The following is a 15979-nucleotide window of genomic DNA, read 5'->3' as shown; positions in this document are numbered from 1 at the left end:
CCCCTAAAGACAAGAAGCCGGGGCGCAGCCCCGCTTCTCAGGGGCGCGGGGAACTGCGCGACCAGCCCCCACGGCGCCGCACGCTCCATGAATCCGCCGGCCGCGAGGGCTCACGAGTAGCGGCAGCGCCCCGCGCGCTAGGCCACGCGGTCCAGCAGCAGCACCGCCACGTCGTCCGTCAGCTCCCCGCCATTGAGGTCCCGCACCTCGTTCACCGCGGCCCGCAGCAGTTCCTCGCCCCGCAGGCCCTCGGCCAGCTGGCGGCGGACCATGTCCACCATCCCGTCCTGGCCGAGCCGCTCCCTGCCCTCACCGGTACGGCCCTCGATCAGGCCGTCCGTGTAGAGCATCAGGCTCCACTCGCCGCCCAGCTCCACCTGCTGGCGCGGCCACCGCGCGTTCGGCAGCAGACCGAGCGCCGGCCCGCCGTTCTCGAACGGCAGCAGCTCGGCGACGGGCGGCACTCCGGCGGCGTCGATCCCGTCGGCGCCCACCAGGGCACGGGAGCGGGCGGGGCGCGAGATCAGCGGGGCGGGATGGCCCGCGAGGCACAGGCCCGCGCGGCGGCCGTCCGGCGCGATGTCCACCGTGCAGAGGGTCGCGAAGATCTCGTCGCTGTCGCGCTCGTGCTCCAGGACCTGCTGGAGCGTCGACAGCAGTCGGTCGCCGCACAGGCCCGCCAGGGTCAGCGCGCGCCAGGCGATCCGCAGCTCCACCCCGAGCGCGGCCTCGTCGGGGCCGTGCCCGCAGACGTCACCGATCATGGCGTGGACGGTGCCGTCGGGGGTGCGGACCGTGTCGTAGAAGTCGCCGCCGAGCAGCGCGCGCGAGCGGCCGGGCCGGTAGCGCGCGGCGAACCGCAGCGAGGAGCCCTCCAGGAGCGGGGTGGGCAGCAGGCCGCGCTCAAGGCGTGCGTTCTCCTGCGCGCGCAGTTTGGACTCGGTCAGCCGTCGTTCGGCCCGGTCGGAACGTTTGCGCTCCACCGCGTAGCGGACCGCGCGGCTCAGCAGGCGGCTGTCCAGCTCGTCGCGGAACAGGTAGTCCTGGGCGCCGACGCGTACGGCCGCCGCGCCGCGCTCGGTGTCCTCGGCCGGGGTGAGCGCGAGGACGGCGTGCCGGGGCGCGAGCCGCAGCACATGCCTGAGCGTGGCCAGCCCGTCGTCCGGCTCCGGCTCCGCCGCGCCCGTCTCGGACGTGGTCGCGGGACCGGGCGTCCGCAGCGCGAGGTCGAGCAGGACGCACTGGACGTCGTCGGTGAGCAGCCGCTCGGCCTCGGTGAGGTTGCGGGCGGTACGGACCCGGATCTGCTTGCCGGCCGCGTCCCGCAGTTCGGGCACGGTCAGCGCGCCGGCCGGGTCGTCCTCGATCACGAGCAGCGTCAGCGGGGCGGTGCCGCCCGCGGCACCGCCGTAAAGAGCGCCACCGCTGTCGGCGGTGGCGCCGTGGTCGCCGTGAGAGGCGTCGCCGGAGGTGCCGTTCCTCGTCGAGGACGGCTCCTGGCCGGACAGGGCGCCGGGTGCGGGCGCGGCCTGTGCCGGTCCGCCGGTTGGAGACGCGGCGTGAGCCTGTCCACCTTCCACGGCGGGGATCGCTCTCTGCCGCGGTACGGGTACGGGCATCGTCTTGGGTTCCTTCCCTCCCCCCGAGGGCACGGCGGGTCGAGGGATCTCGATCCACCGACGGGGACCATAGCGTCAGGCGCCGTCACATAGGAATGGCGGCGGCCCGTGCGCAGGGAAAACGGCCGCCGTCATATGCCGCATCCTGTACCGCAATTGGGCAGGATGTGCGCTTGTACGGGATGACGTACATCACGCCCCACCGGTTGAGCGCCGGCTCCGAACGTGCCGCGTATCACGTGCGGCAGGTCACTGCGGCGGCGGTGATCGCGGTGACCGCGGTGACGGCGGCGGTGGCGGGGCGGGCGCGAGCCGCGGTGGCGCCGGGCAGGTGGGAGGGCCTTCGCAGAAGCGACAAGCCGCGCTCCGCGGGACATCGGGTGCACCGGGGCGGCGTCCGGCGTGTCCGCGGGCGGGCGGCGCGCCGGGCGGGACGCGCGCCCCGGGCGGGCCTCACTTGCCGGGCCGCACCACTCCAAGGATCGGCATGGAGCCCGCTCCCGCGATCGTCACCGTACGGCCGGGGCGCGGTGCGTGGACCATCGCGCCGTCGCCGATGTACATCGCGACATGGCTGGCGTCGGCGTTGTAGATGATGAGGTCGCCGGGGCGCATGGCCTCGACGGCGACCCGGTCGAGCTGCCTCCACTGCTCCTGCGAGGTGCGGGGGATGGGCTGTCCTGCGGCGGCCCACGCCTGCGAGGTGAGCCCGGAGCAGTCGAACGTCTTCGGCCCCTCGGCACCCCACTCGTACGGCTTGCCGATCTGTGCCGTCGCGTACTCCACGGCCTTCTTGCCCTGGGCGGACGCCTTGCCGTCGATCTCCTTGAGGATGCCGGAGTCCAGCCAGGTCGTCTGCGCCTCGTACGCGGCCTGCTGCTCCAGCTTCGCCAGGCGCTCCTTCTCGTCCTTCTCCAGCTGGGACTCAAGCTTCTCGGCGGCGGCGATCTGCTTCTTGACCTTCTTCTTGGCCTCGGCCTTCGCCTCGCGGTTGGCCTCCAGCTTCGTCCACTGGGCCGCCGCGTCGCGCGCGTACTGCTCCAAGTCCTCCTGGGTGCGCCGCATCTCGGCGAGCAGGCCCTTGGTCGCCTGGGCGCCCTGGCGGATCCGGCCCGCGCCGTCCAGGAAGGCCTCCGGGTCGTCGCTGAGCATCAACTGGGCCTGGTCCGGCAGCCCGCCGACGCGGTACTGGGCGCGGGCGGCGGCGCCCACGCGCTTCTTCAGCTCGACCAGCCGCGTCTTGCCCTCGACGATCTCGCGGGCGAGCGCGACGATCTGCGTGGACTGCTTCTCGGTCCGCTCCTCGGCGAGGTTGTACGCGTCCGTGGCGACCGCCGCGTCGTGGTACAGCCCCTCCAGCTTCACGCGGACCGCTTCAAGGTCCGCGGTGCTCACGGGTGTTGGACTCGTGCTCGGAGCGGGTGTCCGGGTCGGTGTCGGGCCGGGCGGCGGCGTCGGGGCCGCGTAAGCCACCCCCGGCGCGGCCAGTATGACTGCCGCGCAGGCCAGGGCCATGGCCGTCGTGGTCACGCTCCGCACACCGGTCCCCATGAACCGACCCCCAAACTGATTTACCGTCAGTAACTTAGGAACGCCCCGGGGATCGTGCCATGTCGGCGCGGAATACGACAGAGGCGGGCAAGAACTCCCGCTTCCCTTCCGCCCCTTCCCTCCCCCTCACTGCCCACTCGGTGGTGATCTCCTTCGCGTTCCCCGCCAATGTGACGAATGACTCACCGAGATCGTTCCCGCCACGTCAGAGGGCTGTCGGGGGCGTGTCGGACTCCCGTCGGAGACTGTCGGCGGACGTCCCGGTCCTACGCGCCCGGCGCCAACGCCGCCCACCGCACGGTCACTTCGCCCTGCCGCCACCGCGCCACCCCGTCCACGACCGGCCAGTCGGCGGCCAGATCGCGGACCGCCCGGATCCAGCGCTGCCGGGCGCCGTACGACGCGTACGGCGCGGCCGATGCCCACGCGCGGTCGAAGTCGCGCAGGAAGGCATGCACGGGCTCGCCCGGGACATTGCGGTGGATGAGGGCCTTGGGAAGGCGTTCGGCCAGGTCGGACGGGCGGTCCAGGGAGCCGAGACGGGTGGCGAACGTGACGGTCCGCGGGCCCTCGGGGCCGAGCGCGATCCACACGTGCCGTCGGCCGATCTCGTCGCACGTGCCCTCGACGAGGAGCCCGCCGCGCGAGCCGGCGTCCGCCGGTGCCAGACGCGCGCACAGCCGGGACCACACCGCGGCGACCTCGGCCTCCTCGTACTGCCGCAGGACGTTCGCCGCGCGGATCAGCGTCGGCCGGACGGGCAGCGGGATCTCGAAGCCGCCGTGCCGGAACCGGAGGCCGTCGCGTTCGTACGGCTTCGCGGCGGCGACCCGGGCCGGATCGATCTCGACGCCCACCACGCGCGCGCGGGGAGCGGCGGTGCGCAGGCGCTGCAGCAGCTCGACCGCCGTCCAGGGGGCCGCGCCGTACCCGAGGTCGACCGCCACCGGGTCGTCGGCGTGGCGCAGCGCGGCGCCGTGGGTGGCCGCGATCCAGCGGTCCATGCGGCGCAGGCGGTTCGGGTTGGTGGTCCCGCGCGTCACCGTCCCCACGGGTTTCGCTGCGCGGGCGTTCATGGGGTCAAGGGTAAGCGGCGCGCTCGGGGGAACTCCGTGTCGGTGTGGGCCTCGCGAGAGCTGCCGCCCCCGACCCCCGCTGTCGGCCTGAACGGCCTCGTGCTCAGGGCCCCGGACGGGCTGAGGGGCGGGAGCCGCCCGGCGGGGCTGGGACGCGCGGCACTCTGACGGGCTGGAGCGGGCCCTGTGGCACGCAAAAACGCCTCGAACGGTTGAGCGACTCACGGCAATGATTCGGCAAAGAGGAAATGGAGCGGAGACTTCCGGCGTTCAGGACTTGAAGGGCGTTCCACGCCCCGCCACAGGCATGCCCGCAGCACGTCCGCAGAAGGAGGAAGGCCACGTGAGCCAGTACGTGAGCAGGCTCGGGCGCCGCTCGCCGGCGGCCTCGACGAGGCTTCGCCTGCATCGCAGGCCGCGCCGCGTGGCGATGCTCTCCGTGCACACCTCACCGCTGCACCAGCCGGGCACGGGCGACGCGGGCGGCATGAACGTCTACATCGTGGAGCTGGCCCAGCGCCTCGCCGCGATCAACATCGAGGTCGAGATCTTCACGCGCGCGACCACCGGGGCCCTGCCGCCCAAGGTGGAGCTGGCGCCCGGCGTCCTGGTCCGGCACGTCGACGCGGGCCCCTACGAAGGCCTCGCCAAGGAGGACCTGCCCGCCCAGCTGTGCGCCTTCACGCACGGGGTGATGCAGGCCTGGGCCGGCCACCGCCCCGGGTACTACGACCTCGTCCACTCGCACTACTGGCTCTCCGGGCAGGTCGGCTGGCTGGCCGCCGAACGCTGGGGCGCCCCCCTCGTGCACGCCATGCACACCATGGCGAAGGTCAAGAACGCCGCCCTGGCCGACGACGACACCCCCGAGCCCGCCGCCCGTGTCATCGGCGAGACCCAGATCGTCCGCGCCGCCGACCGGCTCATCGCCAACACCGCGGAAGAGGCCGACGAGCTCGTCCGGCACTACGAGGCCGAGCAGGGCAAGGTCGCCGTCGTCCACCCGGGCGTGAACCTCGACCGCTTCCGCCCGGCCGACGGGCGCGCCGCCGCCCGCGCACGGCTCGGGCTCCCGCAGGACGCCCTCATACCGCTCTTCGCGGGCCGCATCCAGCCCCTGAAGGCCCCCGACGTACTGCTGCGCGCGGTCGCCGTCCTCCTGGAGGAGCGGCCCGAGCTGCGCGCGAACATCGTCGTCCCCGTGGTGGGCGGTCCCAGCGGCAGCGGTCTCGCCAAGCCCGAGGGGCTGCAGAAACTCGCCGCCCGGCTGGGCATCGCCGACGTGGTGTGCTTCCGGCCGCCGGTCGGCCAGGAGCAGCTCGCGGACTGGTTCCGGGCCGCGTCCGTCCTGGTGATGCCCTCCTACAGCGAGTCGTTCGGGCTCGTCGCCATAGAGGCGCAGGCGGCCGGCACCCCGGTGCTCGCCGCCGCGGTGGGCGGCCTGCCGGTCGCCGTCCGCCACAAGGAGACGGGCTTTCTGGTCTCCGGCCACGATCCCGTCGACTACGCGCGCGTGCTGCGCGATTTCGCCGACAACCGGGCGCTCCCGGACCGGATGGGCGCGGCGGCGGCCTGGCACGCGCAGTCCTTCGGCTGGGACACGGCGGCGGCGGCCACGGCCGACGTCTACACGGCCGCGATGAACGAACACCGCCGTCACGTACGCTCCCACCATGGCTGACACGATGGCTGCGGAGCGGGCGGCGGGGACCGTCGAGGGGTTCCTCAAGGACGCCGAACTGGAGTGGGAGAGCCCGGAGTCCGGCCATTTCGTGGTGAAGCTCCCCGGCACCCGCAAGCTGTCGACGACCGTCTCGCTGATCGTCGGCAGACACTCCCTCTCGCTGAACGCCTTCGTCATCCGGCACCCGGACGAGAACGAGGGCGGGGTGCACCGCTGGCTCCTGGAGCGCAATCTCAGGCTCTACGGCGTGGGGTACGCCGTCGACCCGCTCGGTGACATCTATGTGGCGGGCAAGCTGCCGCTGGCCGCGGTCACCGCCGACGAGGTCGACCGGCTGCTCGGTGCGGTCCTGGAGGCCGCCGACGGCAGTTTCAACACTCTCCTTGAGCTCGGTTTCGCGTCCGCGATCCGCAAGGAGTACGCCTGGCGGGTGTCCCGCGGCGAGTCCACCCGCAATCTGGACGCGTTCAGTCACCTGACCCAGCGTCCGACCGACTGAGCCGTCAGTCCGTAAAGGGCCGCCGCGTAGCCCCTCTGCGGTCCGTACCAATCAACCGCTGCACGCCTCTTTCCCGCCGTGCGGCTGCCATGTCATGCTCGCCGCCAACGCACATCTGAACGTTGTTCATATCCATGGAATCCCCATCCTTGGAAGGCGGTTCGGGCATGAGCGACCGTGGCGCGGACAGGACCCGGCGGGCCCTCACCAGACGGGCCCTGCTCGGCAGCGCGACAGCCGTGGCGGCGGGCGCCGTGGTGGGCACACCGGCGGCAGCCAGGGCCGCGGCGACAGCGACTCCGGCCGGGGCCGCCACCGCGACCGGCGGCGCGAGCGGGGCCGCGGCCTTGCGGCCGAGCCCCGCGCAGGTGCCGGCCCTCTGGCGGGAGCTGGCCCGCAGCCCCTACACGCATCCGCAGATCCCGTACATCGGCAGAGCCGGCCAACGGGCCGGGGCGGCGCACTTCCCCCGCCGCCCCGGCGCAGCCGTCGTGGCCGACGTCCGCGCGTACGGCGCCACGGCGGACGGCTCGGCCGACTCCGCCCCCGCGATCAACCGTGCCATCGCCGCTGCCGGAAGGGCCGGCGGTGGCACGGTACTCATCCCGCCCGGCACCTACCGCCTCGACGGCCTGATCCACATCGGCCACTCGGACGTCGTCCTGCGCGGCGCCGGCAGCACCCGTACGACACTCCGCGCGACCCGCAGCCTCACCGAGCTGATCGGCGTCTACGGGTCGCGGTACGGCGGCGACAAGTCGTCCTGGTCCTGGGCCGGCGGCCTCGTCTGGCTCTGTCCCACGGACCGCTTCACCACCCTGACCGACGCCATCCGGGCCAAGGAGTGGCCCTTCGAGGGCTGGACCGGCAACAGACGGGACGAGTGGCGGACGCTGACCACGGTCGCCCCGGCCCGCCGCGGCTCCTGGACGGTGACCGTCGTGGACCCGGGCGGACTCGCACCCGGAGACCTCGTCCTCCTCCACCTCGCGGACGACCCGGCCCACACCCTCCTGGAACACATGGCGGGCGACGGAGCGGGCCCGGAGGCATACGTCTGGGACGACAAGACAAAATTGACCAGCTACGTCCCGTACGAGTGGCCCGTGCGCATCGCGCGCGTGCGGGGCCGGCAGGTCACTCTGGAGCGGCCCCTTCCGCTCGACGTACGGCCGGAGTGGGACCCGCGTCTGACCACCCATGTGAAGGCGCTGACCGGATCCGGGGTGGAAGGCCTCACCCTGGAGGCCGTCGAGACGCCGCAGTCCCCGCATCTGCTGGACAAGGGCTACAACGGCGTCACCTTCCAGTGCGCGTACGACTGCTGGGCCGACGACGTCGTCGTACGGCACATGGACAACGGCTTCGGGCTGGTCGCCGCCTCCGCCTGCACGCTGCGGAACACCCGGGTCGCGGGACGCGGCTCGCACCACCCGTACTTCTGCCGCGAGGGTTCGCACGACAACCTCGTCGACCGCTTCACCATCGAGGAACGCACGACACCCGCCCCCGCGAACACCCAGCTCCACGGCATCAACGTGGAGGGTCTTTCCTCGTACAACGTCTGGTCGCGCGGCGATATGCGCATGGGCACCTTCGACTCGCATCGCGGGATGCCCTTCGCGAACGTCCGTACCGACATCACGGTCGTCAACAACGGCCGCCACGGCGGGGACGCGAGCGCGGGCCCCCTCTTCGGCGCCCGCTTCACCCACTGGAACATCCGCGTCACCAACGGCCGGGCCGGCCTCATGAGGATCGACGGCCTGGCCCCGTACAGCGCGACCGTCGGCATCAACGAGGTGACGGAGTTCGACCAGATCGACGTACCCGACTTCACCGGGCCGCTCCACTCCCGACTGGAGCTGTACGGGACGACGGACGCGGTACGCCCGCGGAACCTGTACGACGCCCAGCGCGACCTCTAGCGCGCGCCCCGGCGGTGTGCCCTTCAGCGCGAGCTGTCGCGGTAGCGGCCCGGTGCCACTCCGACCAGCCGCTTGAAGTGACGGTTCAGGTGGGACTGGTCGTAGAAGCCGGTCTCCGCGGCCACCTCGCCGGGTGGGCGGCCCGCCAGCAGCAGCCTGCGGGCGTGCTCCACCCGGCGTGACATCAGGTACTGGTGGGGCGGTATCCCGTACGCGCCGCTGAACGCCCGCACCAGATGGGCGGGGTGCGCGTGCACGAGCCCGGCGGCCTCCTGGAGGGTGACGCCCTCCAGGAGGCGTTCGTCGAGCAGTTCACGGAGCCGGTGCGCGAGCGGATGGTCGGCGCCCCGGCCGTCCTTCACGAGCGCGGGCCGCAGATGGCCGCGCAGCCGCTCGCCGATCAGGGTCAGCCTGCTCTCCGCCTCCAGCTCGTCACCGGGACGGGCGAGGGCCGTGTGCAGCTGCCCGACCCGCCGGCGCAGCACCGGATCGAGGAAGTCGGGGGTGTCCACGGCCGGACCGATGTACGTCTCGTCGAGGCGGCTGAGATCCAGGTACAGGACACGCTTGCGGAAACCGTCCTCGGTGATCGGCGACCCGTTGTGCGGCACGTGCGGCGGAAGCAGCGAGACCGTGCCGTCGGGGGTGCCGTGCTCGTGCCGGTCGAGGTCGTAGCGCACCGCGCCCGCGTCGACGAGCAGCAGGGTCCACGCGTCGTGCACGTGCATCGGATACGCGTACTCCGTGAAGTGGGCGTGGAAGACCTCCACGACACCCGGCACGCTGGGGCGCCAGGCGGAGACCTCACGCCGGACCACCATGCAAACAACGTACAAGACGGGTGCGTACGCGGCTCGGCAGTCTCGAAGCATGAGCAGTGAGAGCAGCCAGACCCCTGAACACACCCCTGAACACACCCCTGAACACGCCTCGGACCTCGCGCCGGACCCCGCGCCGGCCCCCGTCCGTTTCGACACCAAGATCGCCGTCCTGCTGCGCGAGGACCTGGAGCCGTGGCAGCGGCTGAACGTGACCGCGTTCCTGGTCAGCGGGCTGGGTCCGGCGGTCCCCGAGGTGGTCGGGGAGCCGTACGAGGACGCCGACGGCGTCGGTTACCTGCCGATGTTCCGCCAGCCGGTCCTCGTCTTCGAGGGGACGAAGGAGACGCTGAAGGCGGCGCACGGCAAGGCCCTGTCCCGCGCCCTGCCCCGCGCGCTGTTCACCGCGGACCTGTTCACCACGGGCAACGACCGCGACAACCGGGCGGCGGTACGGGCCGTACCGACCGCGGACCTCGACCTGGTGGGCCTCGCGGTGTACGGGCCGCGCAACGCGGTGGACAAGGTGGTGAAGGGGGCGCGGATGCATCACTGAGGTGCAGGGGGTGCAGGGGGTGCGGCGGGGCGGCAGGGGGCGCGGGCCGGTGGCGACTGGCGCCGACCGCTGTTGGCCGGTACTAGCCGGCGCTGACCTCGGGCTTCTCCGCCGTGGAACGGAGCTGGGGCTCAGGCTGGGCCGGCTCGACGACGACGGGCTCGGCCGCGGGCTCCTCGTCGGGGAGCTTGCGCATGAGCAGCCCGTACCCCAGTCCGGCCACCGTGCCCACGGCCGCGCACAAGCCCCACAGCCACGCGGCCCCGTACCGGTCGATGACGACACCGGCCATCAGGGGCGCGACGAGCGCGGCGACGGACCAGGACATCGTGTACATGCCCTGGTACCGGCCCCGGCCGTGGGTGGGGGAGAGCCGGACGACGAGGCCGGTCTGGGTGGGCGCGTTCACGATCTCGGCGAGGGTCCAGACGCAGATCGTGAGCGCGAAGACCGCGACGGAGCCCGCGAAGGCGGTGAGCCCGAACCCGTACCCGGCGAGGAGGGACGACACGACGAGCAGCCGTTTCGGGTCCCGGTGCTGGATGAAACGGGTGATGGGGAGCTGGAGCACGACGATGAGGACGCCGTTGATCGCGATCACCAGGCCGTAGTCGGCGGGCGTGAATCCGGCCTGTCCCATCGCCACCGGCAGGCCCACGTACCCCTGCTGGAAGATGAGCGCGACGAGGAAGGACAGCCCGACGACGCTCATGAAACGCCCGTCGCGCAGAACCGTCCCCAGACCGACCTCGGGCTCGCCCTCCTTCTCGGGGACCGGCGCGGGCCGCGACTCGGGCAGCTTCACGAAGACGACGATCGCGCAGGCCATCGTCATCCCGGCCTCGATGAGGAAGCCGGCGAGGTAACTGACCTCCGCGATGAACCCGGCCGCCGTGGACGAGACGGCGAAGCCCAGGTTGATCGCCCAGTAGTTGAGCGAGAAGGCCCGCACCCGGTCCTCGGGCCTGACGATGTCGCCCATCATCGCCTGCACGGCGGGGCGGGAGGCGTTGCTGGCCATGCCGACGAGGAACGCGACGGCCGCGATGGCCACCGGGTCGTGCATGAAGCCGAGCAGCGCGACGGAGACGGCGGTCGACGACTGGGCGATGAGGAGCGTGGGCCGCCGCCCGAGCCGGTCCGTCATCACACCGGCACCGAGCGAGGAGATCACCCCGCCGAGCCCGTGGAGCGCGGCGACGAGCCCGGCGTACGAGGCGGAGTAGCCGCGGTCCAGCGTGAGGTACAGGGCCATGAAGGTCGCGACGAAGGCACCGAGCCGGTTGACGAGCGTGCTGATCCACAGCCACCAGAACTCACGGGGGAGCCCGGAGAGGGTCTCGCGCGCGACACGTCTCACGCTCAGGGACGTGAACGGCATGGGACCCCCAGGTCTGCTGAGCGCTTCCGACGAGCGCGGCTCATGTAAGTGGTGCGTGCGGCGAGCACAAATTACGAGGCCGGGCCGGGCGGCTGCCACTCAATTAACAGAAGTCGTCAAGTGTCGGCGGATGCGGATGCGGGTGGCAGTGCGGGTGCGGGTGTCCGGGTTCCGGGCGGGCGCGCGGCCGATCGAGGGCTTCGATTACGCTCGGGGCCATGGCCGACGCACCGTACAAGCTGATCCTCCTCCGCCACGGCGAGAGCGAATGGAACGCGAAGAACCTGTTCACCGGCTGGGTGGACGTCAACCTCAACGAGAAGGGCGAGAAGGAGGCAGTACGCGGCGGTGAGCTGCTCAAGGACGCCGGCCTGCTGCCCGACGTCGTCCACACCTCGCTCCAGAAGCGCGCGATCCGCACGGCGCAGCTCTCCCTCGAATCCGCGGACCGCCACTGGCTCCCGGTCCACCGCAGCTGGCGCCTGAACGAGCGGCACTACGGCGCACTGCAGGGCAAGGACAAGGCGCAGACCCTCGCGGAGTTCGGCGAGGAGCAGTTCATGCTGTGGCGCCGCTCGTACGACACGCCGCCGCCCCCGCTTGAGGACGGCACGGAGTTCTCGCAGTCGGACGACCCGCGCTACGCGACGATCCCGCCGGAGCTGCGCCCGCGCACGGAGTGCCTGAAGGACGTCGTCGTCCGCATGCTCCCGTACTGGTACGACGGCATCGTCCCCGACCTCCTGGCCGGCCGCACGGTCCTGGTGGCCGCCCACGGCAACTCCCTCCGTGCCCTCGTCAAGCACCTCGACGGCGTCTCGGACGCGGACATCGCGGGCCTGAACATCCCGACGGGCATCCCGCTCGCCTACGAACTGGACGCATCCTTCAAGCCGCTGACCCCGGGCGGCACATACCTGGACCCGGCGGCGGCCGCGGCGGCGATCGAGGCTGTGAAGAACCAGGGCAAGAAGAAGTAAGCACGTACGGACAGGCCCCCTAGCTGCGGGTTTTCCGCTGGTAGGGGGCCTGTCAGTGCTGGGGCCGTCCCTGGGCCGTCAGGCATTGTCCTGGCTTCTCCGTGTGGCACAGCCCGCTCCGAAGATCAGTGCGGAAGGAGGGACGGACAGAGATGGTCGCCGCGAAAGATGCAGCACTCCTGGGACACGCTGAGATGTGCCAGTACGTCACCGCCGTCGTCGATGCCCTTCGGAAGGTTGGGGCCCCGCCGAGCGAACGATGGGATGAGGCGCGAGCCAGTGCCCTTTACTGGACGGAAGGCGAACCCGTCCTCGCCGGAGGACCGTGGACACGCGGGACGGTCGTGTTCTGGCGGATGACAGACGGCTGGCACTGCGCCCCCTTGGATGTACACGGAGATCCCGAGTGGAAGTACGCGCGCCCTCTTCCAGTTGCCCCTCTGGCCCCGCCCGGGGCTTTTGCCGAGTTCCTGCTGCGGCTGTTCCAGTCAGGTGTGACGCCCCAGCCCGGTCCTGACGTAAACACCGGGGGAGAACGCCAATGACGCTCAGGCGGTTTCCGGGTTCGGCTGCACGCCGCTGAAGACGGCAGCGACTGCCTTCCGAGTGCGCTCCTGGCTGGACGGCATCAGGTGGGCGTACACGCGGAGCGTCAGCCCCGGGTCCGAGTGACCCAGGTACTCGGCGAGCGCCTTGATGTTCTCTCCCGCGTCCAGGAGCACCGAGGCGTAGAAGTGCCGCAGCGCGTGCATCCCGTTCTCGCGTGACTCGACGTACGGCTGGCCACGCTCGGGGGTCGGGATCACCCCGGCGCCGGCCAGCGCCCGCTTCCACGCCTCCTCGTTCAGCGAGGTACGCCAGACGTGACCTCCCCGGGGCCCGGTGAAGATCAGTCGCTTCGTCACCGGTGGCCCGTCCGCGACCTTCCACGGCAACGTGATCTCGACGGGCGGGAACCGCTTCAGGTGGGCCCGGAGCGCGTCCGCGACCGGACCAGGAAGCGGTACGTCCCGGAGCTTGCCACCCTTGGGCGGAGCAAACACGGCCTTGCTGCGGCTCAACTTAAGTTGCTGGACCACATGCAGCGTGCCCGACGCGAAGTCGATCGCATCGACGGCGACACCGAGGATCTCGCCCTGACGCAGCCCGCACCCGGCGCCCAGGTCGACCATCGCTTGGAAGCGCTCCGGCATGGCGGCCCGGACGGCGAAGACCCGTTCCGGCGTCCACGGGATGACACGCTTCGCGTCCACGGTCGGAGGCCGAACCGAGCGGGCAGCACAAGATTCCGGGGGAGATGGCCGTCATCCACGGCCGCGCTCAGAGCAGCCCGCACGTTGGAGTAGATCGTCCGGGCGTACGACCCACGGACGCCGTTCTTCACCTCGCTCCACAACGAGCGGCTGCGAGTGGCACCCCAGTCGATTGAGTGGCAGTCCCGCCGTCGTGGCTGACTGTCGTCGGCTGAGGTTCGTGCCACAACCGTGCCAGATGCAGGGGTCGGCCACGGTCAACGCCGGTGCCCCGCGGTCGAATAGCCGCCCGCTGCCTCGGCCGGCGAAGCCGCAGATCAGACGCGAGATCCCCCAGCCGACGACCGAGTCAGGGTCGGCGCGTCTCTGGCGGCTTCTGCTTGTACCTGCGCTTGATCTCCCTAGGGGAGGCATGACGCAAGCCCTTGAGCGCGCGCTCCCGCCACTTACTCCGGGCGTACTCCTCAAACTTGGCCTCGGCCCGGATCGCTTCAGCGAGCTGTTGATCCATCAGGTCGACCGTTTTCGCCAGATCTTTGACCTCCTTCCACTTCCTTTCGGCCGCGTCGTGCATTTCCTGGTTGTTGAAGTGGGCACGCGCGCGGGCGTGCAACTGACGCCACTCCGACAAGGCGCTGTGCCAGTGGTTGAACGCGACCCAGGCGAACGTCTCCACGGTCTTGATCCCGGGGGAGCCGAACATGTCCAACTGAATCCGGCTCAGGAAGATTGCGTTGAGTTCCCGCTCAGGATCGGGGAAGTCCGCCGATCCTGACTGAGCGCGCAGCAGCTCAGCACGGTGACGTGCCAGCACGTCACGGGTGCGCAGAACCTCTTGGTAGGTGTCCATGCGGCGTTCCCACACGCGGAACGCGCGGTCCCGCCCGCGGGTCAATAGATGGGTGAGGAGTGCCACAGACGTCGCAGCCAAGGCGCCGACCGCCGCGCCTATCAGGGTGGCTTCGACCGGTTGAAGTGCCATGGCGCGATCGTAGGGCTGAGACGGACCGCGACGAAGGTGCCGGCCGTCAGTCGAACGAGCCCCACACCGGGCGAAGCTGTGGAGTGCGTGCGGACGGTGCCGACACTGTCGGACGCCAAACGTTTTTTAGCATCCGCAGGAACAGTGCAGGTCAGAGGAGGTGAGCGAGGTCCGATGGACGCTGCGGACGCTATCTCCCTCCAAGTCTCCAGTCAGAGAGAAGGAAGGCTCTTCAGGAGGGAGGATCGCGGCACACACGGCCGTCTCCCCCACTCTGAAGAGCCATGGTGAGCCACACGGAACGGGACTTGGCCCGACGTACTTGCCCGAGGTCGCCGTCTGCCCCCAGGTAAAGGTCGTCCTCGGGTGCCTTCCAACGGGGAGCCGCGCACGAGCGGAGCAAGCCCAGAGACGTGCGGCCGTAGGCCGCTCGTTCTTGCTTTTCCCCACCCGACGGCCCGATAGCGCCCGGGCGGCGCCCCTCGCTGAGCCGCCCCGCATGGCCGATTCCGGGTGCTGCCCAGGCGGGCCGCTATCCGCTAACGCACTGGGCACCTGCGGGTTTGACCGCTAGCGAGGTTGCTTAACGTTAGCGGTGCCTGCCGCTAATGCTTGAGATGCCGTGCAGCCTCTCCGGGACGTGGTCCAGGCCGGCGAGGGCTGTGCCTGAGGTGTCGCGGAGAGCGCCGCTCCTAAGGCAGGAAGACCCAGGTGTAGACAGCGCTTATGAGAACGCCTCCAGCGCTCAGGTACATCAGCCACTTGGTGATGTCGTAACCCAGATACCGAGGCGTAGTCGCTTGGCTCGCGATTTCGCGCTGATGTAGGCGGAGTGATTCCGTCCCCAACTCGTCCGCGAGACGGTTCTGTAGTTCGGCGACGGCGTCGGCGGCGAGCGCTGCCGACCGGTGCAGCCTTGTACCTTCCTGCTCAACAGCAACCAAGATGGGAGCCACCATCAAGCACACGAACCCGGCCGCGCCGAACAACTGCGCTTGGACGGCGGCGGCGTACGCAGCTCCCACAATGGCCAGGTACACCACAAGTGTTTGAAGCAGCGTCAACGCTCGGCTTCGCCGGTTCTCGTACCAACGCCATGCGTGGTCAAGGGCGATAGCCAGTGTCTCGCGCTCCCCGTCGGTCATTTGTCACACGATCCCAGGCCGTGAAGGCGGGGTCTACAGGGTCGAGTACAAGTGGATTGTCACCGTGGCGTTGGCCGGACGGACCCAGATCCGGCACCTCTCTGGAACTTCCGACGACGACCAACGACGACCACCAACAACCGTTCAACCGGGATTCGGTTGAGGTAGTCACCCCGCTGACCAGGCCAAAAATCGGGCCCGCCAGACCCAGGGCAAGAAGAAGCAGCCTTCGCAATCATGCCCCTGAGCTGCGCATACGGTGCGGCTCAGGGGCATGTTCATGGTGGGTGGCGTCTGGGTCAGTGGCCTGCCGCGCTGGCGTCGCTGCGTCGGCGTCGGACGGCCGCGGCGTAGGTCGTCAGCCCGCCCAGAACCAGTGCCACGCTGGCAGCGATGATCAGGCTGGCGGTGGAGGAGGCGCCGGTGGCCGCGAGGGAGGCCCCTCCGGTGACAAGACCGGTTCCGGTACCGCTGAGGTAGTTCACGATCGTTTTCCTCTCGGCGGCC

Annotated in this window: 14 protein-coding genes and 1 pseudogene; 5 read left to right on the top strand and 10 right to left on the bottom strand. The window is 70.8% G+C overall.

The window, feature by feature from the left end; genetic code table 11:
• Window positions 1–137: 137 nt before the first annotated feature.
• The 4 genes from ACFWGJ_RS16900 to ACFWGJ_RS16885 all read right to left on the bottom strand — a co-directional run bounded on the left by ACFWGJ_RS16900 (window position 138) and on the right by ACFWGJ_RS16885 (window position 4246).
• Entirely contained in the window at window positions 138–1619 is a 1482-nt protein-coding gene (locus ACFWGJ_RS16900; RefSeq protein ID WP_387324789.1) for a PP2C family protein-serine/threonine phosphatase, read from the bottom strand.
• 235 nt (window positions 1620–1854) lie between these two features.
• Window positions 1855–1977, bottom strand: a complete 123-nt coding sequence (locus tag ACFWGJ_RS16895) for a hypothetical protein (RefSeq protein ID WP_387324786.1) — start codon at window positions 1975–1977, stop codon at window positions 1855–1857.
• A 95-nt stretch (window positions 1978–2072) separates the two neighbouring features.
• On the bottom strand, window positions 2073–3170 hold the full coding sequence (locus tag ACFWGJ_RS16890; RefSeq protein WP_387324783.1) for an NlpC/P60 family protein: 1098 nt from the start codon (window positions 3168–3170) through the stop codon (window positions 2073–2075).
• 266 nt (window positions 3171–3436) lie between these two features.
• Entirely contained in the window at window positions 3437–4246 is an 810-nt protein-coding gene (locus tag ACFWGJ_RS16885; protein WP_387324781.1) for a class I SAM-dependent methyltransferase, read from the bottom strand.
• Window positions 4247–4589: 343 nt separating this feature from the next.
• On the opposite strand from ACFWGJ_RS16885, the gene mshA reads away from it, so the two are divergent.
• From mshA to ACFWGJ_RS16870, 3 genes are all read left to right on the top strand, one after another.
• Window positions 4590–5927 (top strand): D-inositol-3-phosphate glycosyltransferase, encoded by a 1338-nt coding sequence (mshA, locus tag ACFWGJ_RS16880; RefSeq protein WP_387324778.1) that lies wholly within the window; start codon window positions 4590–4592, stop codon window positions 5925–5927.
• Window positions 5920–6429 (top strand): YbjN domain-containing protein, encoded by a 510-nt coding sequence (locus ACFWGJ_RS16875; protein ID WP_387324775.1) that lies wholly within the window; start codon window positions 5920–5922, stop codon window positions 6427–6429. The genes mshA and ACFWGJ_RS16875 overlap by 8 nt, the downstream gene beginning before the upstream one ends.
• 167 nt (window positions 6430–6596) lie before the next feature.
• Window positions 6597–8357, top strand: a complete 1761-nt coding sequence (locus tag ACFWGJ_RS16870) for a glycosyl hydrolase family 28-related protein (RefSeq protein ID WP_381832456.1) — start codon at window positions 6597–6599, stop codon at window positions 8355–8357.
• A gap of 23 nt (window positions 8358–8380) precedes the next feature.
• On the opposite strand, the gene ACFWGJ_RS16865 is transcribed toward ACFWGJ_RS16870, so the two are convergent.
• Complete coding sequence (locus tag ACFWGJ_RS16865; protein WP_381832453.1) at window positions 8381–9178, bottom strand: AraC family transcriptional regulator; 798 nt, start codon at window positions 9176–9178, stop codon at window positions 8381–8383.
• 49 nt (window positions 9179–9227) lie between these two features.
• Here ACFWGJ_RS16865 and ACFWGJ_RS16860 point away from each other — a divergent pair, with 49 nt between their 5' ends.
• Window positions 9228–9731 (top strand): DUF2000 family protein, encoded by a 504-nt coding sequence (locus ACFWGJ_RS16860; protein ID WP_381832450.1) that lies wholly within the window; start codon window positions 9228–9230, stop codon window positions 9729–9731.
• 82 nt (window positions 9732–9813) lie between these two features.
• Here the strand turns inward: ACFWGJ_RS16860 and ACFWGJ_RS16855 are convergent, their stop codons facing one another.
• Window positions 9814–11112: an MDR family MFS transporter gene (locus tag ACFWGJ_RS16855; RefSeq protein WP_387324771.1), complete on the bottom strand. Its 1299-nt coding sequence runs from the start codon at window positions 11110–11112 to the stop codon at window positions 9814–9816.
• 218 nt (window positions 11113–11330) lie between these two features.
• On the opposite strand from ACFWGJ_RS16855, the gene ACFWGJ_RS16850 reads away from it, so the two are divergent.
• Window positions 11331–12092, top strand: coding sequence for a phosphoglyceromutase (locus ACFWGJ_RS16850; RefSeq protein WP_381833576.1), 762 nt, complete (start codon window positions 11331–11333; stop codon window positions 12090–12092).
• A 548-nt stretch (window positions 12093–12640) separates the two neighbouring features.
• On the opposite strand, the pseudogene ACFWGJ_RS16845 reads toward ACFWGJ_RS16850, so the two are convergent.
• The 4 genes and pseudogenes from ACFWGJ_RS16845 to ACFWGJ_RS16830 all read right to left on the bottom strand — a co-directional run.
• A pseudogene (locus ACFWGJ_RS16845) lies at window positions 12641–13473 on the bottom strand (tyrosine-type recombinase/integrase); the annotation flags it as partial.
• A 221-nt stretch (window positions 13474–13694) separates the two neighbouring features.
• The gene (locus ACFWGJ_RS16840) at window positions 13695–14327 is read right to left on the bottom strand and encodes a hypothetical protein (protein WP_387324768.1); all 633 of its coding nucleotides are present in this window, start codon (window positions 14325–14327) and stop codon (window positions 13695–13697) included.
• Between the two features lie 692 nt (window positions 14328–15019).
• Window positions 15020–15472 (bottom strand): hypothetical protein, encoded by a 453-nt coding sequence (locus ACFWGJ_RS16835; RefSeq protein WP_387324766.1) that lies wholly within the window; start codon window positions 15470–15472, stop codon window positions 15020–15022.
• Window positions 15473–15771: 299 nt separating this feature from the next.
• Entirely contained in the window at window positions 15772–15957 is a 186-nt protein-coding gene (locus ACFWGJ_RS16830) for a hypothetical protein (protein ID WP_387324764.1), read from the bottom strand.
• Between the last annotated feature and the right edge of the window lie 22 nt (window positions 15958–15979).

Origin of the sequence: Streptomyces sp. NPDC060205 (genome assembly GCF_042728395.1) — a bacterium.
Taxonomy (GTDB): Bacteria; Actinomycetota; Actinomycetes; order Streptomycetales; family Streptomycetaceae; genus Streptomyces.
This window is presented reverse-complemented; position numbering and strand designations above follow the sequence as displayed.

What these genes read in the sequence shown, in the direction of transcription:
- ACFWGJ_RS16900 (WP_387324789.1), bottom strand. Translation starts at nt 1,619, where the DNA reads ATGCCCGTACCCGTACCGCGGCAGAGAGCGATCCCCGCCGTGGAAGGT.
- ACFWGJ_RS16890 (WP_387324783.1), bottom strand. Translation starts at nt 3,170, where the DNA reads ATGGGGACCGGTGTGCGGAGCGTGACCACGACGGCCATGGCCCTGGCC.
- ACFWGJ_RS16885 (WP_387324781.1), bottom strand. Translation starts at nt 4,246, where the DNA reads ATGAACGCCCGCGCAGCGAAACCCGTGGGGACGGTGACGCGCGGGACC.
- ACFWGJ_RS16875 (WP_387324775.1), top strand. Translation starts at nt 5,920, where the DNA reads ATGGCTGACACGATGGCTGCGGAGCGGGCGGCGGGGACCGTCGAGGGG.
- ACFWGJ_RS16870 (WP_381832456.1), top strand. Translation starts at nt 6,597, where the DNA reads ATGAGCGACCGTGGCGCGGACAGGACCCGGCGGGCCCTCACCAGACGG.
- ACFWGJ_RS16865 (WP_381832453.1), bottom strand. Translation starts at nt 9,178, where the DNA reads ATGGTGGTCCGGCGTGAGGTCTCCGCCTGGCGCCCCAGCGTGCCGGGT.
- ACFWGJ_RS16860 (WP_381832450.1), top strand. Translation starts at nt 9,228, where the DNA reads ATGAGCAGTGAGAGCAGCCAGACCCCTGAACACACCCCTGAACACACC.
- ACFWGJ_RS16855 (WP_387324771.1), bottom strand. Translation starts at nt 11,112, where the DNA reads ATGCCGTTCACGTCCCTGAGCGTGAGACGTGTCGCGCGCGAGACCCTC.
- ACFWGJ_RS16850 (WP_381833576.1), top strand. Translation starts at nt 11,331, where the DNA reads ATGGCCGACGCACCGTACAAGCTGATCCTCCTCCGCCACGGCGAGAGC.
- ACFWGJ_RS16840 (WP_387324768.1), bottom strand. Translation starts at nt 14,327, where the DNA reads ATGGCACTTCAACCGGTCGAAGCCACCCTGATAGGCGCGGCGGTCGGC.
- ACFWGJ_RS16835 (WP_387324766.1), bottom strand. Translation starts at nt 15,472, where the DNA reads ATGACCGACGGGGAGCGCGAGACACTGGCTATCGCCCTTGACCACGCA.